The following is a 20,831-nucleotide window of genomic DNA, read 5'->3' as shown; positions in this document are numbered from 1 at the left end:
CGTCCTGCTCGTGATCGTCTTCTCAACCTTCACCTGCGGGCGGAATGAAGAAGAACCCCCGCGATGACGTGAATCGCGGGGGTTCTTCCGTACCGGGCCGGGCCCGCGAGGGCTACTCGAAGCTGGGCGCCGCCGTGCGGGTGCGCTTGATCTCGTAGAAGCCGGGGGTCGCCGCCACCAGCAGCGTGCCGTCCCACAGGCGGGCGGCGGCCTCGCCGCGCGGGGTCGGGGTGACGACCGGACCGAAGAAGGCGACCTCGTCGCCGTCCGCGCCGGGGACCGCGATCACCGGGGTGCCGACGTCCTGGCCGACCTTCTCTATGCCCTCCTTGTGGGAGGCGCGCAGCTCGGTGTCGTAGGTGTCCCGGCCGGCGTAGTCCGCCAGCTCCTCCGGCAGGCCGACATCGGTCAGCGCGCCGACGATCGCCTCGCGGGTCGGGCCCTCGCCGTTGTTGTGGAAGCGGGTGCCGAGAGCCGTGTAGAGCTTGCCGACGACCTCGTCGCCGTGCAGCTGCTGGGCGGCGATCACCACGCGGACCGGGCCCCAGGCCTGGGTCTCCAGCATCTCGCGGTACTCCGGCGGCACCTCGTCCAGCCGGTTCTCGTTGAGGACCGCCAGGCTCATGACCTTCCAGCGCACGTCGACCGGGCGCACCTTCTCGACCTCCACCATCCAGCGGGAGGTCATCCAGGCCCACGGGCACAGCGGGTCGAAGAAGAAGTCTGCGGTGGTCCTGCTCTCGGACATGTCTCTCCTCGGAAGGTCACTCAACGTGTGCTCGAAAACGGTGTGCGGTGCGCCTGGCGGCAACACCACCGGCCCACCGGGCATTCCCGTGGTGCTCCCGGTCAGCTGCACATGGGAGGATCGGTGCTGTTTCGAACGAGCCACGAAGGAGTGACCGTGCCCGGTGAGAACCTGTCCCGCGACGAGGCCCATGAGCGGGCGGAGCTGCTGTCCGTCGACGGGTACGAGGTCTACCTCGACCTGCGGTCCGCGGTCGGCGAGTCCACGGAGGACGTGCGCACCTTCCGCTCCGTGACGACGCTCCGCTTCCGCCGCACGGGCGCGGGCGACGCCACGTTCGTCGACCTGATCGCCCCCTCGGTGAACGCGGTCACCCTCAACGGGCGCGCGCTCGACCCGGCCGTCGTCTTCGACGGGGCCCGGATCGCGCTGGACGGCCTGGCCGACGAGAACGAGCTCGTGGTCGACGCCCAGTGCGCCTACAGCCGCACCAGCGAGGGCATGCACCGCTTCGTCGACCCCGAGGACGGCGAGGTCTACCTCTACACGCAGTACGAGCCGGCCGACGCCCGCCGGGTCTTCGCCACCTTCGAGCAGCCGGACCTCAAGGCGCCGTTCCGCTTCGAGGTGTCCGCGCCCGAGGGCTGGACCGTGTGGTCCAACGGGGCCGGACGGCAGGACGCCGACGGCGTGTGGCGGTTCGCCGAGACGGCGTCCATCTCCACGTACATCACCTGCGTCGTGGCCGGCCCGTACCACTACGTCACGGACAGCTACACGCGCGTGTTCGCCGACGGCACCGAGCTGGAGATCCCGCTCGGCGCGATGTGCCGCAAGGGCCTCGCGAAGCACTTCGACGTGGACGACGTCTTCCTGATCACCAAGCAGGGCCTCGACTTCTTCCACGACAACTTCGACTTCCCGTACCCCTTCGGCAAGTACGACCAGGCCTTCGTCCCCGAGTACAACCTCGGCGCGATGGAGAACCCGGGCATGGTGACCTTCCGCGAGGAGTACATCTACCGCGGCAAGGTGACCCAGGCGGCGTACGAGCGCCGGGCCAACGTGATCCTGCACGAGATGGCCCACATGTGGTTCGGCGACCTGGTCACCATGGTGTGGTGGGACGACCTGTGGCTGAAGGAGTCCTTCGCGGACTTCATGGGCGCGTTCTCGCTGGCCGAGGCGACCCGCTTCACCAACAGCTGGGTCACCTTCGCCAACAACCGCAAGGCCTGGGCGTACCGCGCCGACCAGCTGCCGTCCACCCACCCGATCACGGCCGACATCCGTGACCTGGAGGACGCCAAGCTGAACTTCGACGGCATCACCTACGCCAAGGGCGCGTCCGTCCTGAAGCAGCTCGTCGCGTACGCGGGCCGGGACGCGTTCCTGGAGGGCGCGCGCCGCTACTTCAAGCGCCACGCCTACGGCAACACGCGCCTCGTGGACCTGCTGACCGTCCTGGAGGAGACCTCCGGCCGGGACATGAAGGGCTGGGCCAAGTCCTGGCTCCAGACCTCCGGCGTCAACACCCTCACCCCGGCCGTCACCTACGACGCCGAGGGCCGGATCACCGAGCTCGCCGTCCTCCAGGAGGGCGACGAGCCGCGCCCGCACCGCGCCGCCGTGGGCCTCTACCGCCTCTCCGGCGGGGAGCTCGTCCGGTACGCGCGGGCCGAGGCCGACATCACCGGCGCCTCCACCGTCGTGGCGGAGCTCGCCGGTGCCGAGAAGCCGGACCTGGTGCTCGTCAACGACGACGACCTCACCTACTGCAAGGTCCGCTTCGACGAGGGCTCGCTCGCCACCCTGCGCGCGCACCTCGGCGACATCAGCGACCCGCTGGCCCGCGCCCTGTGCTGGTCCGCGCTGTGGAACCTGACCCGCGACGGCCTGATGCCGGCCCGGGACTTCGTCCGCATCGCGCTCGAGTTCGCGGGCCGCGAGACCGACATCGGTGTCCTCCAGATGGTGCACGCCTGGGCCCGGACCGCCGTCACCGACTACGCGGCGCACGACTGGCGGGCCGAGGGCGGGCGGCTGCTCGCCGAGGGCGGTCTGCGCGAGCTGCGGCAGGCCGAGCCGGCCAGCGAGCACCAGCTGACCTGGGCGCGCTTCTTCGCCGCGGTCGCCTCCTCCGACGCCGACCTCCAGCTCCTGGAGGGCCTGCTCGACGGCGGCGCCGTGATCGACGGGCTCGCCGTCGACCAGGAGCTGCGCTGGTGCCTGCTGGAGTCGCTCACCGTGCACGGCCGCGCCGACGAGACCCGGATCGGCGAGGAGCTGACCCGGGACGACACCGCGACCGGCAAGCGCCACCAGGTGCGCTGCCTGGCCGGCCGGCCCTCCGCCGCGGTCAAGGCGCAGGCCTGGGCGCAGGTCGTCGAGTCGGACACGCTGTCCAACGCCCTGGTGGAGGCCACCATCTCGGGCTTCGGCCAGTCCTCGCAGCGCGAGCTGATCGCCCCGTACGCGGAGAAGTACTTCGCGGTGATCGAGCGGATCTGGGCGGAGCGCTCCATCCAGATCGGCATGGACGTGGTGCGGGGCCTGTTCCCGGCGCTCCAGGACCGCGCGGAGACCCTCGCCGCGACGGACGCGTGGCTCGCCGCGCACGCCTCGGCCGCCCCGGCGCTGCGCCGGCTCGTGCTGGAGTCGCGTGACGACCTGGCCCGCGCGCTGCGGGCGCAGGAGTGCGACGGGCGCGCCGCGTAACGACGGCCGGTCCCGCGGCCCCCGGTGGTGCGTCCGCCGGGGGCCGCGGCGTGCCGGGCGGGCGGGGGCGGGGCCCTCGGTGGTCCGCCGCCGGGGCCGGGGCGGCCGTTGTTCATCGGCACTCGAACGCGCGTACTTTAGTGCGGAGTTGTCCGGATTGTGCGACCGCTTCGTAACAGCGGTTAGGGGCGGCCCGTCCGGCGGAAGACCGTCGACATGAACCACAACACCCCCAAGGCCCCGCTCTCCCCCCTCCCCCGCAGCGGCGGCGACCGCTTCCGGGACGCCCTGCGCTTCGCCGGCGAGGGCGCGATGCTCACCGGGCTCGCCGCGCTCACCCTGCACGGCTTCGCCTCCACCCCGCCGGCCGGGACGGTGAACCGGACCGACGTCCTGGTACCGCGCGGCCGACGGATGCGGTCCACCGCGCAGGTCCGGGTGGTGCGCGCCGCCGAGTCGCCGCGGTGGGCCGAGATCGAGGGCTTCCCCGTCGCCCCGGTCCCCCGGGCGCTGGCCGACGCCGTCGCCGCGCTGGCCGACCCGGGCACGGTACGCCGGCTGCTCACCGAAGCGGTGAGCGGCGGGCACTGCGAACCGGGCGCCGTGGTCCGCGAGCTGAACCGCGCCCGGCTGCTCAACCGGCCGCACGTGGTGGACGCGGTGGACGCGCTCCTCGCCGAGGGGCGCTCGCTCGCCGAGGACCGGCTGTACGCGATGGTGCGCGAGTTCGCGCTGCCGGACCCGCTGTGGAACGTGGACCTGCGGCTGCCGGGCGGCCCGCACCTCGGCGGCCTGGACGCCTACTGGCCGGACCAGGCGGTCGCCGTGGAGCTGGACACCCGGGCGCCGCGGCAGGACGACGACGCGCTCCGGTCCGAGTACACGCGCAAGCGCGAGCACCTGGAGCGGCTGGGCATCACCGTCGTCCACCTCACCCCGCGCAAGCTGCGCGAGGCGGGGGAACAGCAGGCGGCCGTGGTGCGGACGGCGCTGATGGCCGCGTCCGACCGGCAGCCGCCCGCCTACGTCGTCGTCCTGCCCCGCTGAACGGCCTTGCCGGACCCCCGTACCCGCGAGGCCGTCGCCGCGGGGACTACTTCTTCGGGGCCGTCCCGCAGAACTCGGCCTCGACGAGCGCCTGGCTGTCGCCCGTCCAGTCGGCGTTGAAGTTCCCGGCGAGCGAGTGCTCTCCGTCCCGGGTGACGACGGCCTCGGAGCTGGAACCGTGGATGCCGCCGCCGTGGCCCCAGACCTCCTTGCCGCAGCTCAGCTTCTGCCGCATGAGCCCGAGGCCGTAGCCCAGTTCGGGCGAGACCTGGACGGTGTCCGTCATCTCCCTCAGTTCGGCCGCCGGCAGCAGCCGCCCCTTGAGCAGCGCCCGGTAGAAGGTCTGCAGGTCGTTCGAGTCGGAGATCATCTCCCCCGCCGCGCCGGCGATGCTCGGGTTCAGCGCGGTCACGTCGTAGGTCGGTCCGGTCGTCTCGCGGGACAGCTTCGAGTAGGCGCCGGAGTGCGGCCGCGGCATCCGGGAGTCGGTGCCGGGGACGCTGGTGGCGCGCAGCTTGAGCGGCTTGACGATCCGGTTCTCGACGGCCTTGGCGTAGGGACGGCCGGTGACCTTCTCGATCACCATGCCGGCCAGGACGAAGTTGGTGTTGGAGTAGTTCCAGGAGGTGCCGGGCGCGAAGTCCGGCTCGTGGGCCATCGCGACGTCGACGAGCTGCCGGGCGGTCCAGGTGTCGTAGCGGTGCTGGAGGAAGTCGGCCCCGAAGACGCGCTGCTGGAAGGCGGGGTCGCTGGTGTAGCTGTAGATGCCGCTGGTGTGGTTGAGCAGCTGGCGGACGCTGATCTTCCGGCCGTCGTGCCCGTGGCCGCTGACGACGCCGGGCAGCCACGTGTCCACGGGGTCGTCGAGGTCGATCCGGCCCTCGGCCTGGAGCTGGAGCAGGACGGTGGCGGTGAAGGTCTTGGTGATGGAGCCGACCCGGAAGCGGTCGTTCCCCGCGCGCTCGCCGGCCGTGCCGGTCCAGCGGCCCTTGCCGTCGCGGGCCTGGGCGACGGCCCCGGGCACGCCGGCCGCCACCGCCGCGCCCAGGGCCTGCTGGGTGGCGGCGTGCGAGGGCTTCGGCGGCGCGGCGGCGAGGGCGGGCGCGGCGAGCGCGGTGGTGGCGAGGCCGGCCACGAGGGCGGCGGCCAGGACGGTACGGGCGGTGCGTGCGGCTGACATGACGGTGGGCTCCCCTGACGTACGTACGACTGCGTACTGCTTCGGTCACGGGAGGGGACCACGGGGCACGGGTGCGGGGTTGAGCGGGTCCGGGACGGTTGAGCCGTTTTCAGCCGTTCGCCGGATCGTGCAGCGGCGAGTGGCCCAGGGGCGGCCGGTCGCGCCAGAGCTGGAGCCCGATGTCGACGAGTTCGACCCGGGTGAGCGCGGGTACGGACTCCAGCGGATGCCAGGCGGCGAGGTCGGTGGACCCGTCCCGCTCGTTCCGCAGTTCGCCGCCGGTGACCCGCGCCTCGTAGAGGATCCGCAGCCCCTGCCAGTCGTAGGACCCGCCGAGCGGCCGGGTCCGCTGCCTCCGGATGGAGTCGATCCCGAGCAGCGCGGTCGCCTCGGCGAGGTACCCCGTCTCCTCCTCGACCTCCCGCACGACGGCCTCCACGGGCAGCTCCCCGTGCTCCGCCCCGCCGCCGGGCAGCGTCCACCGCTTCACCCCGGCCCGGTCCACCCAGCGGGCCAGGAGTATCCGCCCGTCACGTACGCACACGGCGTAGGCCGCCACTCGCAACTCGGTCTGCATGGGCCGAGGTTAGAGGCTTTCAGATCCAGTACGCGGGATACCGCCGCCCGGTGAGCCGGGCGCCCGCGAGGCCGGTGGCGACGAGGACGAGGGTGGCGAGGGCGAGGAGGGCGAGGAAGGTCCAGAACGGCGGGTTCTGGAGGGCGACGATCACCGCGGTCGCCGCGGCCGGGGAGTGCGGGGTGCGGGCGGCCGACATCACGCCGAGGGCGAGGCCGCCGGCGAGGGCGGCGCCCCACAGGCCCGGGCCGGTGAGGGCGAGGACGGCGAATCCGGTGAGGGCGGAGAGGAGTTGGCCGCCGACGACGGAGCGGGGCTGGGCGAGCGGCAGGTCGGGGGCGCCCGCGACGAGGGCCATGCTCGCGGCCAGCGGCGGGATGAGCAGCGGCTGGTGGAGCGCGGTGCCGAGGGCGACGAGCAGGAGCAGCGCGGTGACGCTGACGGCGGTGGAGGCCAGCAGGACGCGGGGCCTCGGGCGGGCCGGGGCGGCGGCGCGGGCGGGGGCCGCGGGGGTGGCGGGGGCGGGCGGGGCGGTGGTCATGGGCGGTCCTTCGTGACGGGCGGGTTGGACGGGGAGTACGCGGGGGCGGACCAGCGCAGCGGGCTGGCGTCCCTGGTCTCCGCCACCGCGTCCAGGCGGAAGCGGACCGCGCGGCCCCCGGGGCCGTACTCGGTGTGGGCGACGCCGGAGAGCTGGAGGGTGGTGCCGGTGTACCAGTCGAGGAAGAGCAGGCCGGCGCGGCCGTCCGCCTCCAGGTTGCCGAGGGTGAGGAACATGGCGTTGCCGGGGTAGTCGGCCCAGCGGAGTTCGGTGGGCGAGACGAGTTCGACGAAGCCGGGGTCGCCGCCGCGGTGGCTGGCGTCGACGCCGTCGGGGGCCGCGGTGGCGACGAAGAAGGTGTCGGCGATGCGGATCAGGTGTTCCTGGGCGGGGGTGAGGAAGGGGGTGTGGCGCGGGGCGCCGGGGAGGGCGTCCCGCGCGCTCCCGTACAGCTCGCGCTGCTGGAGGTACTTGGGGCAGTTGGTGAAGACCTGCTCCGCCTCGACGAGCAGCCCGCGGGCGCTGGGGCGCGCGATGCCGTTGAGGCGCATCCGGCGGCGGGTGCGGGGGTCGAGGGCGAGGGTGCCGACGGGGGTGCCGGCCTCCGTGACCGCCGCCGCGAGGGGGTCGTGGGCGGGGACGCCGTCCGCGACGGAGACGGTGTGCGGGCCGGTGGCGCGGACGAAGCCGGGGCGGCCGGTGAGCAGGCTCGCCCAGACCCGGCCGTCGGGGGCGGCGGCGCCGAGCACGAGCATCGGCTGGGCCGCCAGGAAGGCGGCGGCGACCGGGCGGATGCCGGGCGCGATGGACCGGCCGACGTGCTCGGCGAGGTCGCGGACGCCGACACGGGTCTGAACCGCGAGGGAGCCGGGGTGGTAGGTGCGCATGGGGACCTCCTCGGGTGCGAGTCGTACGCGTCGTTCACTGCGGGGAGTGCCGGGAGCACGGGCGGGGCCGCCCGTGGACTAACCTTTGATTATCACTTTAGAGGTTAGAGCGCGCGGCGCGCAACCAGTCACGTAACCTTGAGGGGTTAGTCCGGAATTCGTCGCCGAGGAGGGCGTCCGCCATGACCGTTTCCGACCCGCGGCCACTCGTCGGCGAGCCCGTCTCCCTCGACCTGCTCAACACCCGCTGGATGGCGGACGGCGTCCGGCAGGACCTGCTCACCGGCGTCGAGGGACTCGGCGTCTGGCTGCGCACGAACGGGCTCGACGCCCGGTTCCGCGCCGACGACACCACCCTGCGGCACACCCTGGCCGCGCGGGACGCCCTCGGGAGTCTGGTCGACCGGCCCGGCGACCCGGACGCCACCGCCCGGGTCGACGCGGTCCTGGGGCATGGCCGGATCCGGGCCACGCTCGGCCCCGAAGGACCGGGCGAGAAAGCGGAATTCGCCGATCCCGCCTGGGGCCCGGGATGGACCGCCGCCCGCGATTACCTCGATCTGCTGCGCGCGAATCCGGAACGCATCCGCAAGTGCGCCCACGAGGCGTGCATCCTGCACTTCTTCGACACCTCGCGGAACGGCACCCGCCGCTGGTGCTCGATGGCCGCCTGCGGCAACCGGGCCAAGGCCTCGCGCCACTATGCCCGCACAAAGGACAACTAGTCCCCCCTCACAGGGAATTCATATCGTCCCCGTTGGTCATCCTTCGTCCCCCGTGGCGCATCTTCCGCAGTGGCGGATGTGTGCCACGCGCGCATTCCGTCACCCGGTAACTCTCCCCAAACCCCGCACATTTGCGAAAGGCTGAGCGGTCATCCGGTACCGGAATCCGGAGCCTCTTCTTTCACAAACAGGGATGTAGATGACCACCCCCGAAACCCAGAGCTCCATACCCGGGCGCTCCCGCTCCGGGACCGGGCGAGCGGCCCGCATCGCGGCCGCCGCCGGCCTCGTGACCGCACTGGTCGCGGCCGGTGCCGCGCCCGTCCTGGCCGCCGACGACCCGGCGGCCGGCACCACCCCGGTGAAGATCGCCGACCCCGCCGACAAGCTGGGCGCCACCGACGCCCAGCGCCTCTCCGAGGCCGAGGCATCCGGTCAGGCCAACGTCACCGTCCTCGTCGCCACCGCCCCCGGCGCCACCGAGCAGGTCGCGGGTCAGCTCGACGCCGTCCCCGGCGCCTCGGTCGGCAAGCAGGACGACAAGCTGGGCTACGTCCGCGCCACCCTGCCGACCGCCAAGGCCGACGCCGCCATCAAGGCCGCCACCAAGCTGTCCTCGGTGCAGTCCGTCGATCTCCAGGCGGAGATCAAGCAGGACGACCCGACCCCGGACGCCGGCACCACGGGCGCCGTCGACGGCACCACCGTCACGCGCACCTACCCGGCCCCGGGCAAGGACACCCCGGCGAAGAACCCGTACAACCCGTCCCACGAGACCGGTGCGGTGGACTTCGTCAAGGAGCACCCCAAGGCCGACGGCCGCGGCGTGACCATCGGCATCCTCGACTCCGGTGTCGACCTCGGCCACCCGGCCCTGCAGAAGACCACCACCGGCGAGCGCAAGATCGTCGACTGGGTCACCGCCACCGACCCGCTCACCGAGAGCGACGGCACCTGGCGCGCCCAGATCACCCCGGTCACGGGCGCCGTCTTCAGCGCCGGCGGCCAGAGCTGGAAGGCCCCCGAGGGCTCGTACCAGTGGAGCCGCTTCAGCGAGTCGGTCACCGCGGGCGGCGACCCGGCGGGCGACATCAACCGGGACGGCGACACCACCGACCGCTTCGGTCTGCTGTACGACCCGGTCGCCGGCACCGTGCGCGTGGACACCGACCAGGACGGTGACTTCACGAACAACGAGCCGATGAAGCCGTACAAGGACGGCAACCAGATCGGCTACTTCGGCACCGACAACCCCGCCACCGAGGTCGTCGAGAAGACCCCGTTCGTCGTGCAGATCCGCAAGGACGTGCCGATGGACCCGCTGGGCGGCACGTGGGTCGGCAAGAAGGCCGACTTCGTCAACGTCGGTCTCGTCGAGTCCTCGCACGGCACCCACGTCGCCGGCATCACCGCCGCCAACGGCCTCTTCGGCGGCAGGATGAACGGCGCCGCCCCCGGCGCGAAGATCGTCTCCGCCCGTGCCTGCACCTGGACCGGCGGCTGCACCAACACCGCGCTGACCGAGGGCATGATCGACCTCGTCGCCAACCGCGGCGTCGACATCGTCAACATGTCGATCGGCGGCCTGCCGCTGCAGAACGACGGCGACAACGTCCGCGCCCGCCTCTACACGCGTCTCATCGACACGTACGGCGTGCAGCTGGTCATCTCGGCCGGCAACGAGGGCCCCGGCATCAACACGATCGGCGACCCCGGCCTGGCCGACAAGGTCCTGTCGGTCGGCGCGGCCGTCTCCAAGGAGACCTGGGCCGCGAACTACGGCTCCGCCGTCGAGAAGAAGTACGCCATGTTCCCCTTCTCCTCGCGCGGCCCGCGTGAGGACGGCGGCTTCACCCCGACCATCACCGCCCCCGGCTCGGCCGTGAACACCATCCCGACCTGGCAGGCCGGCGCGGGCGTTCCCGAGTCCGGTTACGCGCTGCCCGCCGGCTACGGCATGCTCAACGGCACCTCGATGTCCTCGCCGCAGGCGGCGGGCGCGAGCGCGCTGCTGATCTCCGCGGCCAAGCAGAAGAAGATCGCGCTCTCCCCGCTCACCCTGCGCACCGCGCTCACCTCGACCGCGAAGCGGATCCCGGGTGTCGCGGCCCACGAGCAGGGCGCCGGCCTCATCGACATCGAGGACGCCTGGGAGTCGATCAAGGACGGCGCGACCGCCCACGACTACAAGGTCGAGGCCCCGGTCGACACCGCGATCTTCCCGGCCCCGCACACCGGCACCGGTGTGTACGACCGCCAGGGCGGCCTCAAGGTCGGCCAGAAGAAGGTCTACGACGTCACCATCACGCGCACGAGCGGCCCGGACCGGCCGATCGAGCACGAGCTGGACCTGAAGTACAACGACGGCACCTTCCGGATCCTCGGCGACGACGAGGTCCGCCTCCCGCTGAACAAGCCGGTCACCGTCAAGCTCCAGGCCCGTCCGACCTCCGCCGGCGTGCACAGCGTCATCCTGGAGGCCGACGACGAGCGCACCGAGGGCGTCGACAAGCAGATCCTCGCGACCTCGATCGTCTCCGACGACCTGGTCGGCCCGGGCTACGGCTTCTCGGCCACCAGCACGACGCAGCGCAACAGCAGCAAGTCGTACTTCGTGACCGTGCCGAAGGGCGCCAAGACCCTCGAGGTCTCGCTGAGCGGGCTGAAGGAGAAGAGCCAGACCCGGTTCATCACCCAGCACCCGTACGGCGTCGCCCTTGAGGACAACGCGACGAACCAGTGCTACCCGCACTACAACCCGGCGAACACCTGCCGTCCGGACCTGCGCTCCTACGCCAACCCGCTGCCGGGCGTGTGGGAGATCATCGTCGAGTCCCGCCGCACCTCGCCGGACCTGGACAACCCGTTCAAGCTGAACGTCTCGGTGCTCGGCGCCACCTTCGACCCGGCCGTGCAGACGGTCCCCGAGGCGAAGATCGGCACCCCGGCCGCCGTGTCGTGGAAGGTCTCGAACGAGTTCGCGGCCCTCGACGGGCGTCTGAAGGGCGGCTCGCTCGGCTCGCAGAAGTCCGAGAAGACGACCATCCAGCACCACGAGCAGCAGATCAAGACCGTCACCATCGGTGAGGGCGTCGAGCGTCTCGACATCGCCATCGGCAACACCTCCGACCTGTCGGCCGACCTCGACCTCACGGTCAAGCTGGGCGACACCCAGGTCGGCCAGTCCGCCGACGGCGACTCCGAGGAGTCCGTCAGCCTGGTCAAGCCCGCCCCCGGCACCTACACCGTCATCATCGACGGCTACTCGGTGCAGGCGGCCGGCGGCACCAGCTACGACTACAAGGACGTGTACTACTCGTCCGCGCTCGGCTCCGTGAAGGTCGACGAGTCGAAGCCGGTCACGCTGGCCAACGGCGGGACCGCCCAGGTCGCCGCCGAGGTCGTGGTCAACGCCGCGGCTCCCGAGGGCCGGCAGTTCTTCGGCGAGGTCCGCCTGCTGAACGCCCGCGGCACCGCCGCCGGCACCGGCAGCGTGGTGATCGGGAACGTCGTCCCGTAACGACGTACCACCCGTGGGGGGCGGGCGCCGGAACCGGCGCCCGCCCCTTCGGCGTCTCGGGTTCCGTCCCGTCCCTTGGACAATCGATTGGACAAGCCGGGCCCGCAGACCCGCATGATGGAACCGGCAGCGCACCCTGCACAGATGTATGGAGGAGTCCCCGTGAAGGTCGGAATCGTCGGAGCCACCGGTCAGGTCGGCACAGTCATGCGCAGGATCCTGGCCGAGCGGAACTTCCCCATCGACGAGCTGCGACTCTTCGCCTCGGCCCGCTCCGCCGGCACCGTCCTGGACGGCGTGACCGTCGAGGACGCCGCCACCGCCGACTACACCGGCCTGGACATCGTGCTCTTCTCCGCGGGCGGCGCCACCTCCAAGGCCCTCGCCGAGAAGGTCGCCTCCCAGGGCGCCGTCGTGATCGACAACTCCTCCGCCTGGCGCAAGGACCCCGAGGTCCCGCTGGTCGTGTCCGAGGTCAACCCGCACGCGATCAAGGACCGCCCCAAGGGCATCATCGCCAACCCGAACTGCACCACGATGGCCGCCATGCCGGTCCTCAAGCCGCTGCACCAGGAGGCCGGCCTGGTCGCGCTGGTCGCCACCACGTACCAGGCCGTGTCCGGCTCCGGCGTGGCCGGTGTCGCCGAGCTGGACGGGCAGGTCAAGGCCGTCGTCGAGGGTGCCGCCGCGCTGACCCACGACGGCGGGGCCGTCGACTTCCCCGAGCCGGGCGTCTACAAGCGTCCGATCGCCTTCAACGTGCTGCCGCTGGCCGGCGCGATCGTCGACGACGGCTCCTTCGAGACCGACGAGGAGCAGAAGCTCCGCAACGAGTCCCGCAAGATCCTGGAGATCCCGGAGCTCAAGGTCTCCGGCACCTGCGTGCGCGTCCCGGTCTTCTCCGGCCACTCGCTCCAGGTCAACGTGCGCTTCGAGCGTCCGATCAGCGTCGAGCGCGCCCACGAGCTGCTGAAGGACGCCGAGGGCGTCGAGCTCTCCGAGATCCCCACCCCGCTCCAGGCGGCCGGCAAGGACGCCTCCTTCGTGGGCCGCATCCGCGTCGACGAGACCGTCGACCACGGCCTGGCGCTCTTCGTCTCCAACGACAACCTGCGCAAGGGCGCCGCCCTGAACGCGGTGCAGATCGCGGAGCTGGTCGCGGCCGAGCTCAAGGGCTGAGGACCGGGACACCGGCGGGACGAATCCTGACGAACAGTGACGAAGGGCGGCCATCCGTGGGATGGCCGCCCTTCGCTTGTTCGCCCTGGGAAATGTGCGGTGCGCCGCTGACACACCCCGTGGAAGGATGGCCCAAACGTCACGAAACCGAGGAGTTGACCGGGTGCCTGGCACAAACCTGACCCGTGAAGAGGCGGCGCAGCGGGCGAAGCTGCTGTCCGTGGACGCGTATGAGGTCGACCTCGACCTCACCGGTGCGCAGGAGGGCGGCACCTACCGGTCCGTCACCACCGTCCGCTTCGATTCCGCCGAGGCCGGGGCCGAGACCTTCATCGATCTCGTCGCCCCCGCCGTCCACGAGGTCGTGCTCAACGGGCACGCCCTCGACGTCGCCGCCGTCTTCCGGGACTCCCGGATCGCGCTCCCGCACCTCGCGCAGGGGCGGAACGAGCTGAAGGTCGTCGCCGACTGCGCGTACACCAACACCGGTGAGGGTCTGCACCGGTTCGTCGACCCGGTCGACGGCCAGGCCTATCTCTACACCCAGTTCGAGGTGCCGGACGCGCGTCGCGTCTTCGCCTCCTTCGAGCAGCCCGACCTCAAGGCGACCTTCCAGTTCACCGTGAAGGCCCCGGCCGGCTGGTCGGTCATCTCCAACTCCCCCACGCCGGAGCCCAAGGACGACGTGTGGGTGTTCGAGCCGACCCCGCGCATCTCCACGTACATCACCGCGCTGATCGTCGGCCCGTACCACGCGGTGCACTCCTCGTACGAGGGCCCCGACGGCCAGGTCGTGCCGCTGGGCATCTACTGCCGCCCGTCGCTCGCGGAGTTCCTCGACGCGGACCACATCTTCGACGTGACCCGCCAGGGCTTCGGCTGGTTCCAGGAGAAGTTCGCGTACGACTACCCGTTCGCGAAGTACGACCAGCTGTTCGTGCCCGAGTTCAACGCGGGCGCGATGGAGAACGCGGGCGCGGTCACCATCCGCGACCAGTACGTCTTCCGCTCGAAGGTCACGGACGCCGCGTACGAGCGGCGCGCCGAGACCATCCTGCACGAGCTCGCCCACATGTGGTTCGGCGACCTCGTCACCATGGAGTGGTGGAACGACCTGTGGCTGAACGAGTCGTTCGCCACCTACACCTCGGTCGCCTGCCAGGCCTCCGTCGAGGGCACCCGCTGGCCGAACGCCTGGACGACCTTCGCCAACGCGGAGAAGACCTGGGCCTACCGCCAGGACCAGCTGCCGTCGACGCACCCGATCATGGCGGAGATCAACGACCTGGAGGACGTGCTCGTCAACTTCGACGGGATCACGTACGCCAAGGGCGCCTCCGTCCTGAAGCAGCTCGTCGCCTACGTCGGCCAGGACGAGTTCTTCAAGGGCGTGCAGGCGTACTTCAAGGCCCACGCCTTCGGCAACACGCGTCTGACGGACCTGCTGGGCGCGCTGGAGGAGACCTCCGGCCGTGACCTGAAGGCCTGGTCGAAGGCGTGGCTGGAGACCGCGGGCATCAACGTGCTGCGGCCCGAGATCGAGACCGACGAGAACGGCTCCATCACCGCCTTCGCCGTCCGCCAGACCGCCCCGGCGCTGCCGGCCGGCGCCAAGGGCGAGGCCGTCCTGCGCCCGCACCGCATCGCCATCGGCTTCTACGACCTGGACGCGGCCGGCAAGCTGGTCCGCACCGAGCGGGTCGAGCTGGACATCGAGGCGGCCGAGCTGACCTCGGTGCCGCAGCTCGTCGGCAAGAGCCGTCCGGCGGTCGTGCTGCTCAACGACGACGACCTGTCGTACGCCAAGGTCCGCCTCGACGAGGTGTCCCTCAAGAACGTCACGGCGCACCTGGGCGACTTCACCGAGTCCCTGCCGCGGGCGCTGTGCTGGGCCTCGGCCTGGGACATGACCCGCGACGGCGAGCTGGCCACCCGCGACTACCTGGACCTGGTGCTCTCCGGCATCGCCAAGGAGACCGACATCGGCGTGGTCCAGTCGCTCCAGGGCCAGGTCAAGGCGGCCCTCGACCTGTACGCGGCGCCGGAGTGGCGGGCCGAGGGCCTGTCCCGCTGGGGCGCCTTCGCGCAGGAGCAGCTGCGGGCGGCGGCGCCGGGCAGCGACCACCAGCTGGCCTGGGCGCGGGCCTTCGCGGCCACCGCCCGCGAGGACGCCGAGCTCGACGTGCTCGCCGGGCTGCTGGCGGGTGACGTGACGGTCGACGGTCTCGCCGTCGACACCGAGCTGCGCTGGGCGTTCGTGCAGCGGCTCGCGGCGACCGGCCGGTTCGACGAGCCGGAGATCGCTGCGGAGCTGGAGCGCGACCGGACCGCCGCGGGCGAGCGCCACGCGGCGACGGCCCGCGCGGCCCGTCCGACCGAGGCCGCCAAGGCCGAGGCGTGGGCCCAGGTCGTCGAGGGCGACACGCTGGGCAACGCGGTGCAGGAGGCCGTGATCGGCGGCTTCGTGCAGGCCGACCAGCGCGAGCTGATCGCCCCGTACACGGCGAAGTACTTCGCCGCGATCAAGGGCATCTCGGAGACCCGCAGCCACGAGATCGTGCAGCAGATCGTGGTCGGTCTCTACCCGTCGCTCCAGGTCTCGCAGGAGACCCTGGACGCCACGGACGCGTGGATCGCCGCGAACGACCCGGCGCCGGCGCTCCGCCGCATGGTGACGGAGTCCCGCGCGGGTGTCGAGCGCGCGCTGAAGGCGCAGGCGGCGGACGCCGCGGCCGTCTGATCCTCCGGCAGACACGGGAGTGCCCCGGACCGTTCCTCGGTTCGGGGCACTCCTCGTTCTGGCGGGTCAGCCCAGGGCGGTGAGCCACTGCCAGCCGCCGGTCCCGATGGTGACCGGGGTGCCGAGGCCGGTGGCGGTGCCGGGGAGGACCTCCAGGTTCTCGGCCGTGCCGTTGGTACGGGTGGTCCACAGGTCCGGCAGGCCGTCGCCGGTCACGTCGCCGGCCGAGACGGCGAGGCGTCGTTCGGCGACGGTCGCGGGGCCGCCGGTCAGCGGGGCCGGGTCGGCGGCGAGCAGCGCCGCTCCCTTGCTCACGTGCCGCCTGATCTCGCCGGTGGCGCGGTCGCGGCTCCAGACGTCGGCCTTGTCGTCGCCGGTGACGTCGCCGGGCAGGATCACGTCGTAGCCGGCCCATTCGGGGCCGCCGACCTTGACGGCGGCGCGGGGCGCGAAGGTGGGCTTCCCGTCGACGGCCGGTCCGCCGCGGTGCAGCCAGAGGCCGGTGGTGCTGCGGACGAGGACGTCGGGCAGGCCGTCGCCGTCCACGTCGCCGGCGGCCAGCGGGAGGGCGCCGGCGTTGGACCAGCCGGTGGGGCGGCCGCCCATGGCGACGCGGGTGCCGAGCTCGCCGTTGCCGATGTTCGGGTAGACCCACAGGTCGTCGCCGATGCGGGCGAGGACGTCCTCGCGGCCGTCGCCGGTCCAGTCGCCGCGGTGGCTGACGGCGGCGCCGGCCCAGCCGGTGCCGATCTGGCGCATGCCGGAGACGGCGCCGGTGCCGGTGCCGGGGTAGAGGCGCAGGGCGCCGTCGTCCTTGACGGCGACGAGGTCGGGCCGCCCGTCGCCGGTCAGGTCGCCGGGCTGGGACCTGGGGTACGCGGCGGCGCGCAGCAGCTTGTGGTCGGAGAGCGCGGTGGTGCCCTCGGGCTCGGGTTCGAGGGCGTCGGCGCGGACGGTGCGGAAGTCGCGGGTGTTCAGGAAGACGTGGTCGAACTTCTTGCCGGAGGCGACGGTGGGCTCGCCGGAGCGGCAGGTGGTGGCGCCGGCCGCGAGGCAGTCCGGGGTGAAGAAGTCGCGGTCGTTCTCGTCGGCCTCGATGAACGGGCCGGTGCCGGGGCGGCCCTGGCGGACCGGGTCGAGCATCGGGTCGTACACCGGTTCCGTACCGGCGTTGAAGTCACCGCCGAAGATCACCGGGAGTCCGGCCGCCCAGGTCTCCGCGTGGGCGAGGGCCTCGGCGGAGCCGTTGTCGGGGGTGATCTTCTGGTCGAGGTGGACGTTGCAGACGAGGGTGGGCCGGCCGTCGACCGGGCCGCGGGCGCAGAGCACCGGGCGGGGCTCGGTGCCGGGGGTGGTCAGATTGGCCGTGTAGCGGTCGATCGCGGGGGCCTTGACGAAGACGCCGAGACCGAAGCCGTTGTCGGTGCCGCCCCAGTGGCCGCAGCCGGAGGTCTTCGTGGCGAAGCCCCAGACGGCGGTGTAGCCGGCGTCGGCCAGCGCGTCGCGCACCGCCGTCCACTGGGTGAAGCAGAGTTCCTGGAGCATCAGGGCGTCGGCGTCCCAGGCGAGCGTCTGCGCCTTGATCCTGGCGGTCCAGGTGGCCAGGTCGAGCGGGCTCTGACAGGTGGAGGCGCCGCAGACGTTGTACGAGATGACGCGCGTCGGCGGTGCGGTGGCGGGGTCGACGGTGTCGGCGGCGGCCGGCCCCGCGGTCGTGAGGACCGCGGTGACCAGCAGCGCGAGCGCGACCATCGCTCTCTGGAGAAGTCTCATGACCCGAGAGCCTAATGATCCTTTTCGTGTACCTGACAGGAGGTCCGTCAGGCGGTCAGCCGCGCGTACCGGGCGCGGAGTTCCGCCGCGCCCTGGTCGGTGAGGGCGCCGTGCAGCCGCATCCGGGCGACGCCGCCGTCGGGGAAGGCGTCGAGCCGGACGTGGGTGACGACCGCCCGCGCGGGGAGCGTGAAGCGGTGGAGGGTGTCGGGCTGGAGACGGGTGCGGGGGATGATCTCGAACCACTCGGCGCCGCCCGAGGGGTCGCCGTTGCAGCCCTGGAGGGCGATCCAGCCCGCCGAGTTGCCCTTGAGGTAGGCGGTGTCGATCTCGACGGCCCGTACGGCGCCCTGGGCGGCGAGCCGGAAGCGCACCCAGTCGTTGGTGCCGCGCACCCGGCGGCGCCGGTTCTCCCAGCCGTCGTCCATCTTGCGGGAGGTGCCGGGCAGGATGATCTGGGTGGGCGAGGAGTAGAAGCGGTCGGAGGCGTCCTCGTACACACCGCCGTTGAGCACGGAGGCCAGGTCGAGGGTGCCGAGGACGTCCAGCCACTCGGGGTCGGGGACGACCTCGCCGTGCACGCGCAGGCGGGCGATGCCGCCGTCGGGGTGCTGGCAGAGCCGCAGGTGGGTGTAGCGGCGCTCGGCGGTGATCTCGAAGCCGTTGGCGGCGTGGCCCCGGACGGGGGTGGGCGGGACGAGCTCCTCCCACGTCGCGTCCAGCAGCTCCTCGGGGCTCGGCGAGCCCTCGACGGCGGCGGCCTGGACGCTCACCCGCTGCGGGTAGTTGCCGCGGAAGTGGGCGGTGTCGACGATGATGCCGCGGATGACGCCGGGCGCGCCGAGGCGGACGATCGCCCAGTCGTGGTCCTCGGGGGCCGGGAAGGGGTGGTCGGCGTCGGCGCCCCGGCGGCGGCGGGTCTCCCAGCCGTCCATGATCTTGCCCTTGTGCCCGAAGTGCTCGGGGTCGAAGACGGCCCGCTCGCGGACGAGCAGGTTCTCGCGCTCGGCGAAGAACTCGTCGTCGGCGGCGACCACTCCGGCACCGAGGCGGCGGTCGGCGAGGTCGACGAGCTCGGTGTACGGGAAGTCACCGGTCCGGTAGTCGGCGTACGGGTCGCCGCCGGCGTAGGGGGCGGCGTCGTTGGCGTGCGGGTCCTGGGCGGTGTCGTGGTCGAGGCTCATGTCCTCGACTGTGCCGCCGGGCCGACTCCCGGGTCCATCGAATGTTTTCGAGGTCGTCGTTCAGCCGGACTGAACGGTCGCCGGGCGGTCCGCCGCCCCGCCGTCGGCCTACGGGAAGACCTCCGGCGTCTCCCGCTGCACGGCGGCCCGCCGCAGCGCCGCCAGGACCCGGGCCACGGCCGGGCGCTCCTCCGCCCCGCTGCGCACCGCGGCGACGACATGGCGGCGCGGCTGGTCGGCGGAGAGCACCCGCATCACGACCCCGGTGCGGCGTTCGGCGGCGGCCATCCGCGGGACCAGGGCCACGCCCATGCCGGCCTCGACCATGGCGAGGATCGCGGTCCAGCCGGCCGCGCTGTGCGCCTGCTCGGGGACGAAGCCGGCCGCCTCGCAGGCCGCGGTGGTGATCTCCGACCAGGGGCCCGAACCGCCGTAGATCCAGGGCTCGGCGGAGAGGTCGGCGAGCCGCAGCCCGGGGGCCTCGGCGAGCGGGTGCCCTTCGGGCAGGGCCACGTCGAGCGGGTCGGCGAGCAGCGGGACGCGGCTGTACTTGGGGTCGCGGGCGGTGGGCGCGTGGGCGGCGAGCGAGAGGGCCAGGTCGACCTCGCCCGCGGTGAGCAGCTCGTACGCCTCGGCCGCCTCGGCCTCCCGGACGCGCACGTCGAGCCCGGGGTGGGCGGTGCGCAGCGCCTGTACGGCGGGGACGACGAGCGCGGGCACGGCGGTGGAGAACGCGGCGACCCTGACCCGTCCCGCCTCGCCCCGCAGATGGGCGTCGAGTTCGGCCTCGGCCCGCTCCAGCTGGGCGAAGACCGCCTCGGCGTGCCGCAGCACCAGGTGCGCGGCGTCGGTGAGGCGGACCCGGCGCCCGTGCGCCTCCAGGAGCTGCACGCCGAGCTGCTTCGACAGATTGGTGAGCTGCTGGGAGACGGCCGAGGGGGTCATGAGCAGCGCCTCCGCGCTCGCGGTGACGGTGCCGCGGTCACGGAGGGTGCGGAGGATCTGGAGCTTCTTGATGTCCCACTCGGTCATGGGCCGCAACCTACCCGGGGGTCCCCCCTGCTCGGGCGGAGCCTAGAGCTTGGGGGACGAACTCAGCGCAACCCCGCCGAGGATGAGCGCCATGGCCGCGCCCCCGGCGAGGCCGAGCCGTTCGCCGAGGAGGAGGTACGACAGGAGGGCGACGCAGACGGGCTGGAGGTAGTAGACGACGCCGGCGCGGGCCGCGCCGATGAGGGAGATCGCCCGGTTCCAGGCGAAGAAGGCGACGGCGGAGGAGAGGACGCCGACGTAGAGGAGGGGGCCGACGGTGCCGACGCCGGCGGTGAAGCCGCCCTGGACGGTGAGGGAGACCGCGTACGCGGGGGCGAGCATCAGGGCGCCGAGCAGGAAGGTGGTGAAGAGGAACGCGAGCTGGTCGATCTCGGCGGGCTTGCGCTTGAGCAGGGCGCTGTACGACGCGAAGGACAGGGCCGCGGCGAACATCCACAGGTCGCCGGTGGTGAAGTCGACGGCGAGGGAGCCCTTGCCGACGAGCAGGAGCACGCCGAGGGCGGCGACCAGCATGCCGACGACGCGGCGGACCCCGAGCCGTTCGCCGCCGAGGCGGGCGTAGACGGCCATGAGCACCGGCGAGGCGGCCATGATCATGCCCATGTTGGAGGCGGAGGTGGTCAGCCCGGCCTGGTGCACCAGGGTGTTGTAGAGGGCGACGCCGAACAGCGAGGCGAGGGCGACGAAGCCGAGGTGCCGGCGGAGGACCGCGCGCTGCCGCCAGAACGGACGGGCGGCGAACGGGGCGACGGCGGCGAGCGCGATGACCCAGCGCCAGAAGACGGCCTGGACGGGCGGGACGCTGTCGGCCATGTCCCGGGTGGCGACGAAGCTGCCGGACCAGACGACGGTGGCGAGCAGGGCGAACAGCACGCCGAGGCCGGCGCCCTTCGCGAGTCTTCTCGCGGGCGCCGGCCTCTCGGTGGGGTGGCGGGTGGTGATCCGGGTCTGCGTCATGC

The 20,831-nt window shown here is 72.5% G+C and carries 15 protein-coding genes; 6 read left to right on the top strand and 9 right to left on the bottom strand.

Annotation, left to right across the window (positions count from 1 at the left end):
* Window positions 1–112 precede the first annotated feature (112 nt).
* Complete coding sequence (locus AB0Q96_RS04180; RefSeq protein WP_365321469.1) at window positions 113–748, bottom strand: DsbA family protein; 636 nt, start codon at window positions 746–748, stop codon at window positions 113–115.
* 156 nt (window positions 749–904) lie between these two features.
* On the opposite strand from AB0Q96_RS04180, the gene pepN (AB0Q96_RS04175) reads away from it, so the two are divergent.
* Together pepN (AB0Q96_RS04175) and AB0Q96_RS04170 are read left to right on the top strand one after the other, a co-directional pair.
* Window positions 905–3,466, top strand: coding sequence for an aminopeptidase N (pepN, locus tag AB0Q96_RS04175; RefSeq protein WP_365321468.1), 2,562 nt, complete (start codon window positions 905–907; stop codon window positions 3,464–3,466).
* A 216-nt stretch (window positions 3,467–3,682) separates the two neighbouring features.
* Entirely contained in the window at window positions 3,683–4,513 is an 831-nt protein-coding gene (locus AB0Q96_RS04170; RefSeq protein ID WP_365321467.1) for a hypothetical protein, read from the top strand.
* A gap of 46 nt (window positions 4,514–4,559) precedes the next feature.
* Here AB0Q96_RS04170 and AB0Q96_RS04165 read toward each other — a convergent pair whose 3' ends face one another.
* The 4 genes from AB0Q96_RS04165 to AB0Q96_RS04150 form a co-directional block, all read right to left on the bottom strand.
* On the bottom strand, window positions 4,560–5,693 hold the full coding sequence (locus tag AB0Q96_RS04165; RefSeq protein WP_365321466.1) for a serine hydrolase domain-containing protein: 1,134 nt from the start codon (window positions 5,691–5,693) through the stop codon (window positions 4,560–4,562).
* A 109-nt stretch (window positions 5,694–5,802) separates the two neighbouring features.
* Window positions 5,803–6,270, bottom strand: a complete 468-nt coding sequence (locus AB0Q96_RS04160) for an NUDIX domain-containing protein (protein WP_365321465.1) — start codon at window positions 6,268–6,270, stop codon at window positions 5,803–5,805.
* 19 nt (window positions 6,271–6,289) lie between these two features.
* Window positions 6,290–6,811 (bottom strand): HPP family protein, encoded by a 522-nt coding sequence (locus tag AB0Q96_RS04155; protein WP_365321464.1) that lies wholly within the window; start codon window positions 6,809–6,811, stop codon window positions 6,290–6,292.
* Window positions 6,808–7,698 carry a pyridoxamine 5'-phosphate oxidase family protein gene (locus tag AB0Q96_RS04150; RefSeq protein ID WP_365321463.1) on the bottom strand — a complete coding sequence of 297 codons (891 nt, stop codon included), beginning with the start codon at window positions 7,696–7,698 and terminating at the stop codon, window positions 6,808–6,810. The genes AB0Q96_RS04155 and AB0Q96_RS04150 overlap by 4 nt, the downstream gene beginning before the upstream one ends.
* 182 nt (window positions 7,699–7,880) lie before the next feature.
* On the opposite strand from AB0Q96_RS04150, the gene AB0Q96_RS04145 reads away from it, so the two are divergent.
* From AB0Q96_RS04145 to pepN (AB0Q96_RS04130), 4 genes are all read left to right on the top strand, one after another.
* On the top strand, window positions 7,881–8,423 hold the full coding sequence (locus AB0Q96_RS04145; RefSeq protein ID WP_365321462.1) for a CGNR zinc finger domain-containing protein: 543 nt from the start codon (window positions 7,881–7,883) through the stop codon (window positions 8,421–8,423).
* A gap of 199 nt (window positions 8,424–8,622) precedes the next feature.
* On the top strand, window positions 8,623–11,943 hold the full coding sequence (locus AB0Q96_RS04140) for a S8 family serine peptidase (RefSeq protein WP_365321461.1): 3,321 nt from the start codon (window positions 8,623–8,625) through the stop codon (window positions 11,941–11,943).
* 162 nt (window positions 11,944–12,105) lie between these two features.
* Complete coding sequence (locus tag AB0Q96_RS04135) at window positions 12,106–13,122, top strand: aspartate-semialdehyde dehydrogenase (protein ID WP_365321460.1); 1,017 nt, start codon at window positions 12,106–12,108, stop codon at window positions 13,120–13,122.
* Window positions 13,123–13,285: 163 nt separating this feature from the next.
* Window positions 13,286–15,862, top strand: coding sequence for an aminopeptidase N (gene pepN, locus AB0Q96_RS04130; protein WP_365321459.1), 2,577 nt, complete (start codon window positions 13,286–13,288; stop codon window positions 15,860–15,862).
* 66 nt (window positions 15,863–15,928) lie between these two features.
* On the opposite strand, the gene AB0Q96_RS04125 is transcribed toward pepN (AB0Q96_RS04130), so the two are convergent.
* The 4 genes from AB0Q96_RS04125 to AB0Q96_RS04110 form a co-directional block, all read right to left on the bottom strand.
* Window positions 15,929–17,635 carry an FG-GAP-like repeat-containing protein gene (locus tag AB0Q96_RS04125; RefSeq protein WP_365321458.1) on the bottom strand — a complete coding sequence of 569 codons (1,707 nt, stop codon included), beginning with the start codon at window positions 17,633–17,635 and terminating at the stop codon, window positions 15,929–15,931.
* A 47-nt stretch (window positions 17,636–17,682) separates the two neighbouring features.
* Entirely contained in the window at window positions 17,683–18,819 is a 1,137-nt protein-coding gene (alc, locus tag AB0Q96_RS04120) for an allantoicase (protein WP_365321457.1), read from the bottom strand.
* A 108-nt stretch (window positions 18,820–18,927) separates the two neighbouring features.
* Entirely contained in the window at window positions 18,928–19,851 is a 924-nt protein-coding gene (locus AB0Q96_RS04115) for a LysR family transcriptional regulator (RefSeq protein ID WP_365321456.1), read from the bottom strand.
* A 42-nt stretch (window positions 19,852–19,893) separates the two neighbouring features.
* Window positions 19,894–20,829, bottom strand: coding sequence for a DMT family transporter (locus AB0Q96_RS04110; RefSeq protein WP_365321455.1), 936 nt, complete (start codon window positions 20,827–20,829; stop codon window positions 19,894–19,896).
* Between the last annotated feature and the right edge of the window lie 2 nt (window positions 20,830–20,831).

Source organism: Streptomyces sp. NPDC093111 (assembly GCF_040683955.1).
In the GTDB taxonomy this organism is placed as follows: domain Bacteria; phylum Actinomycetota; class Actinomycetes; order Streptomycetales; family Streptomycetaceae; genus Streptomyces.
The sequence above is the reverse complement of the archived record's forward strand: the minus strand, read 5'-3'. Positions and strand labels throughout refer to the sequence as shown.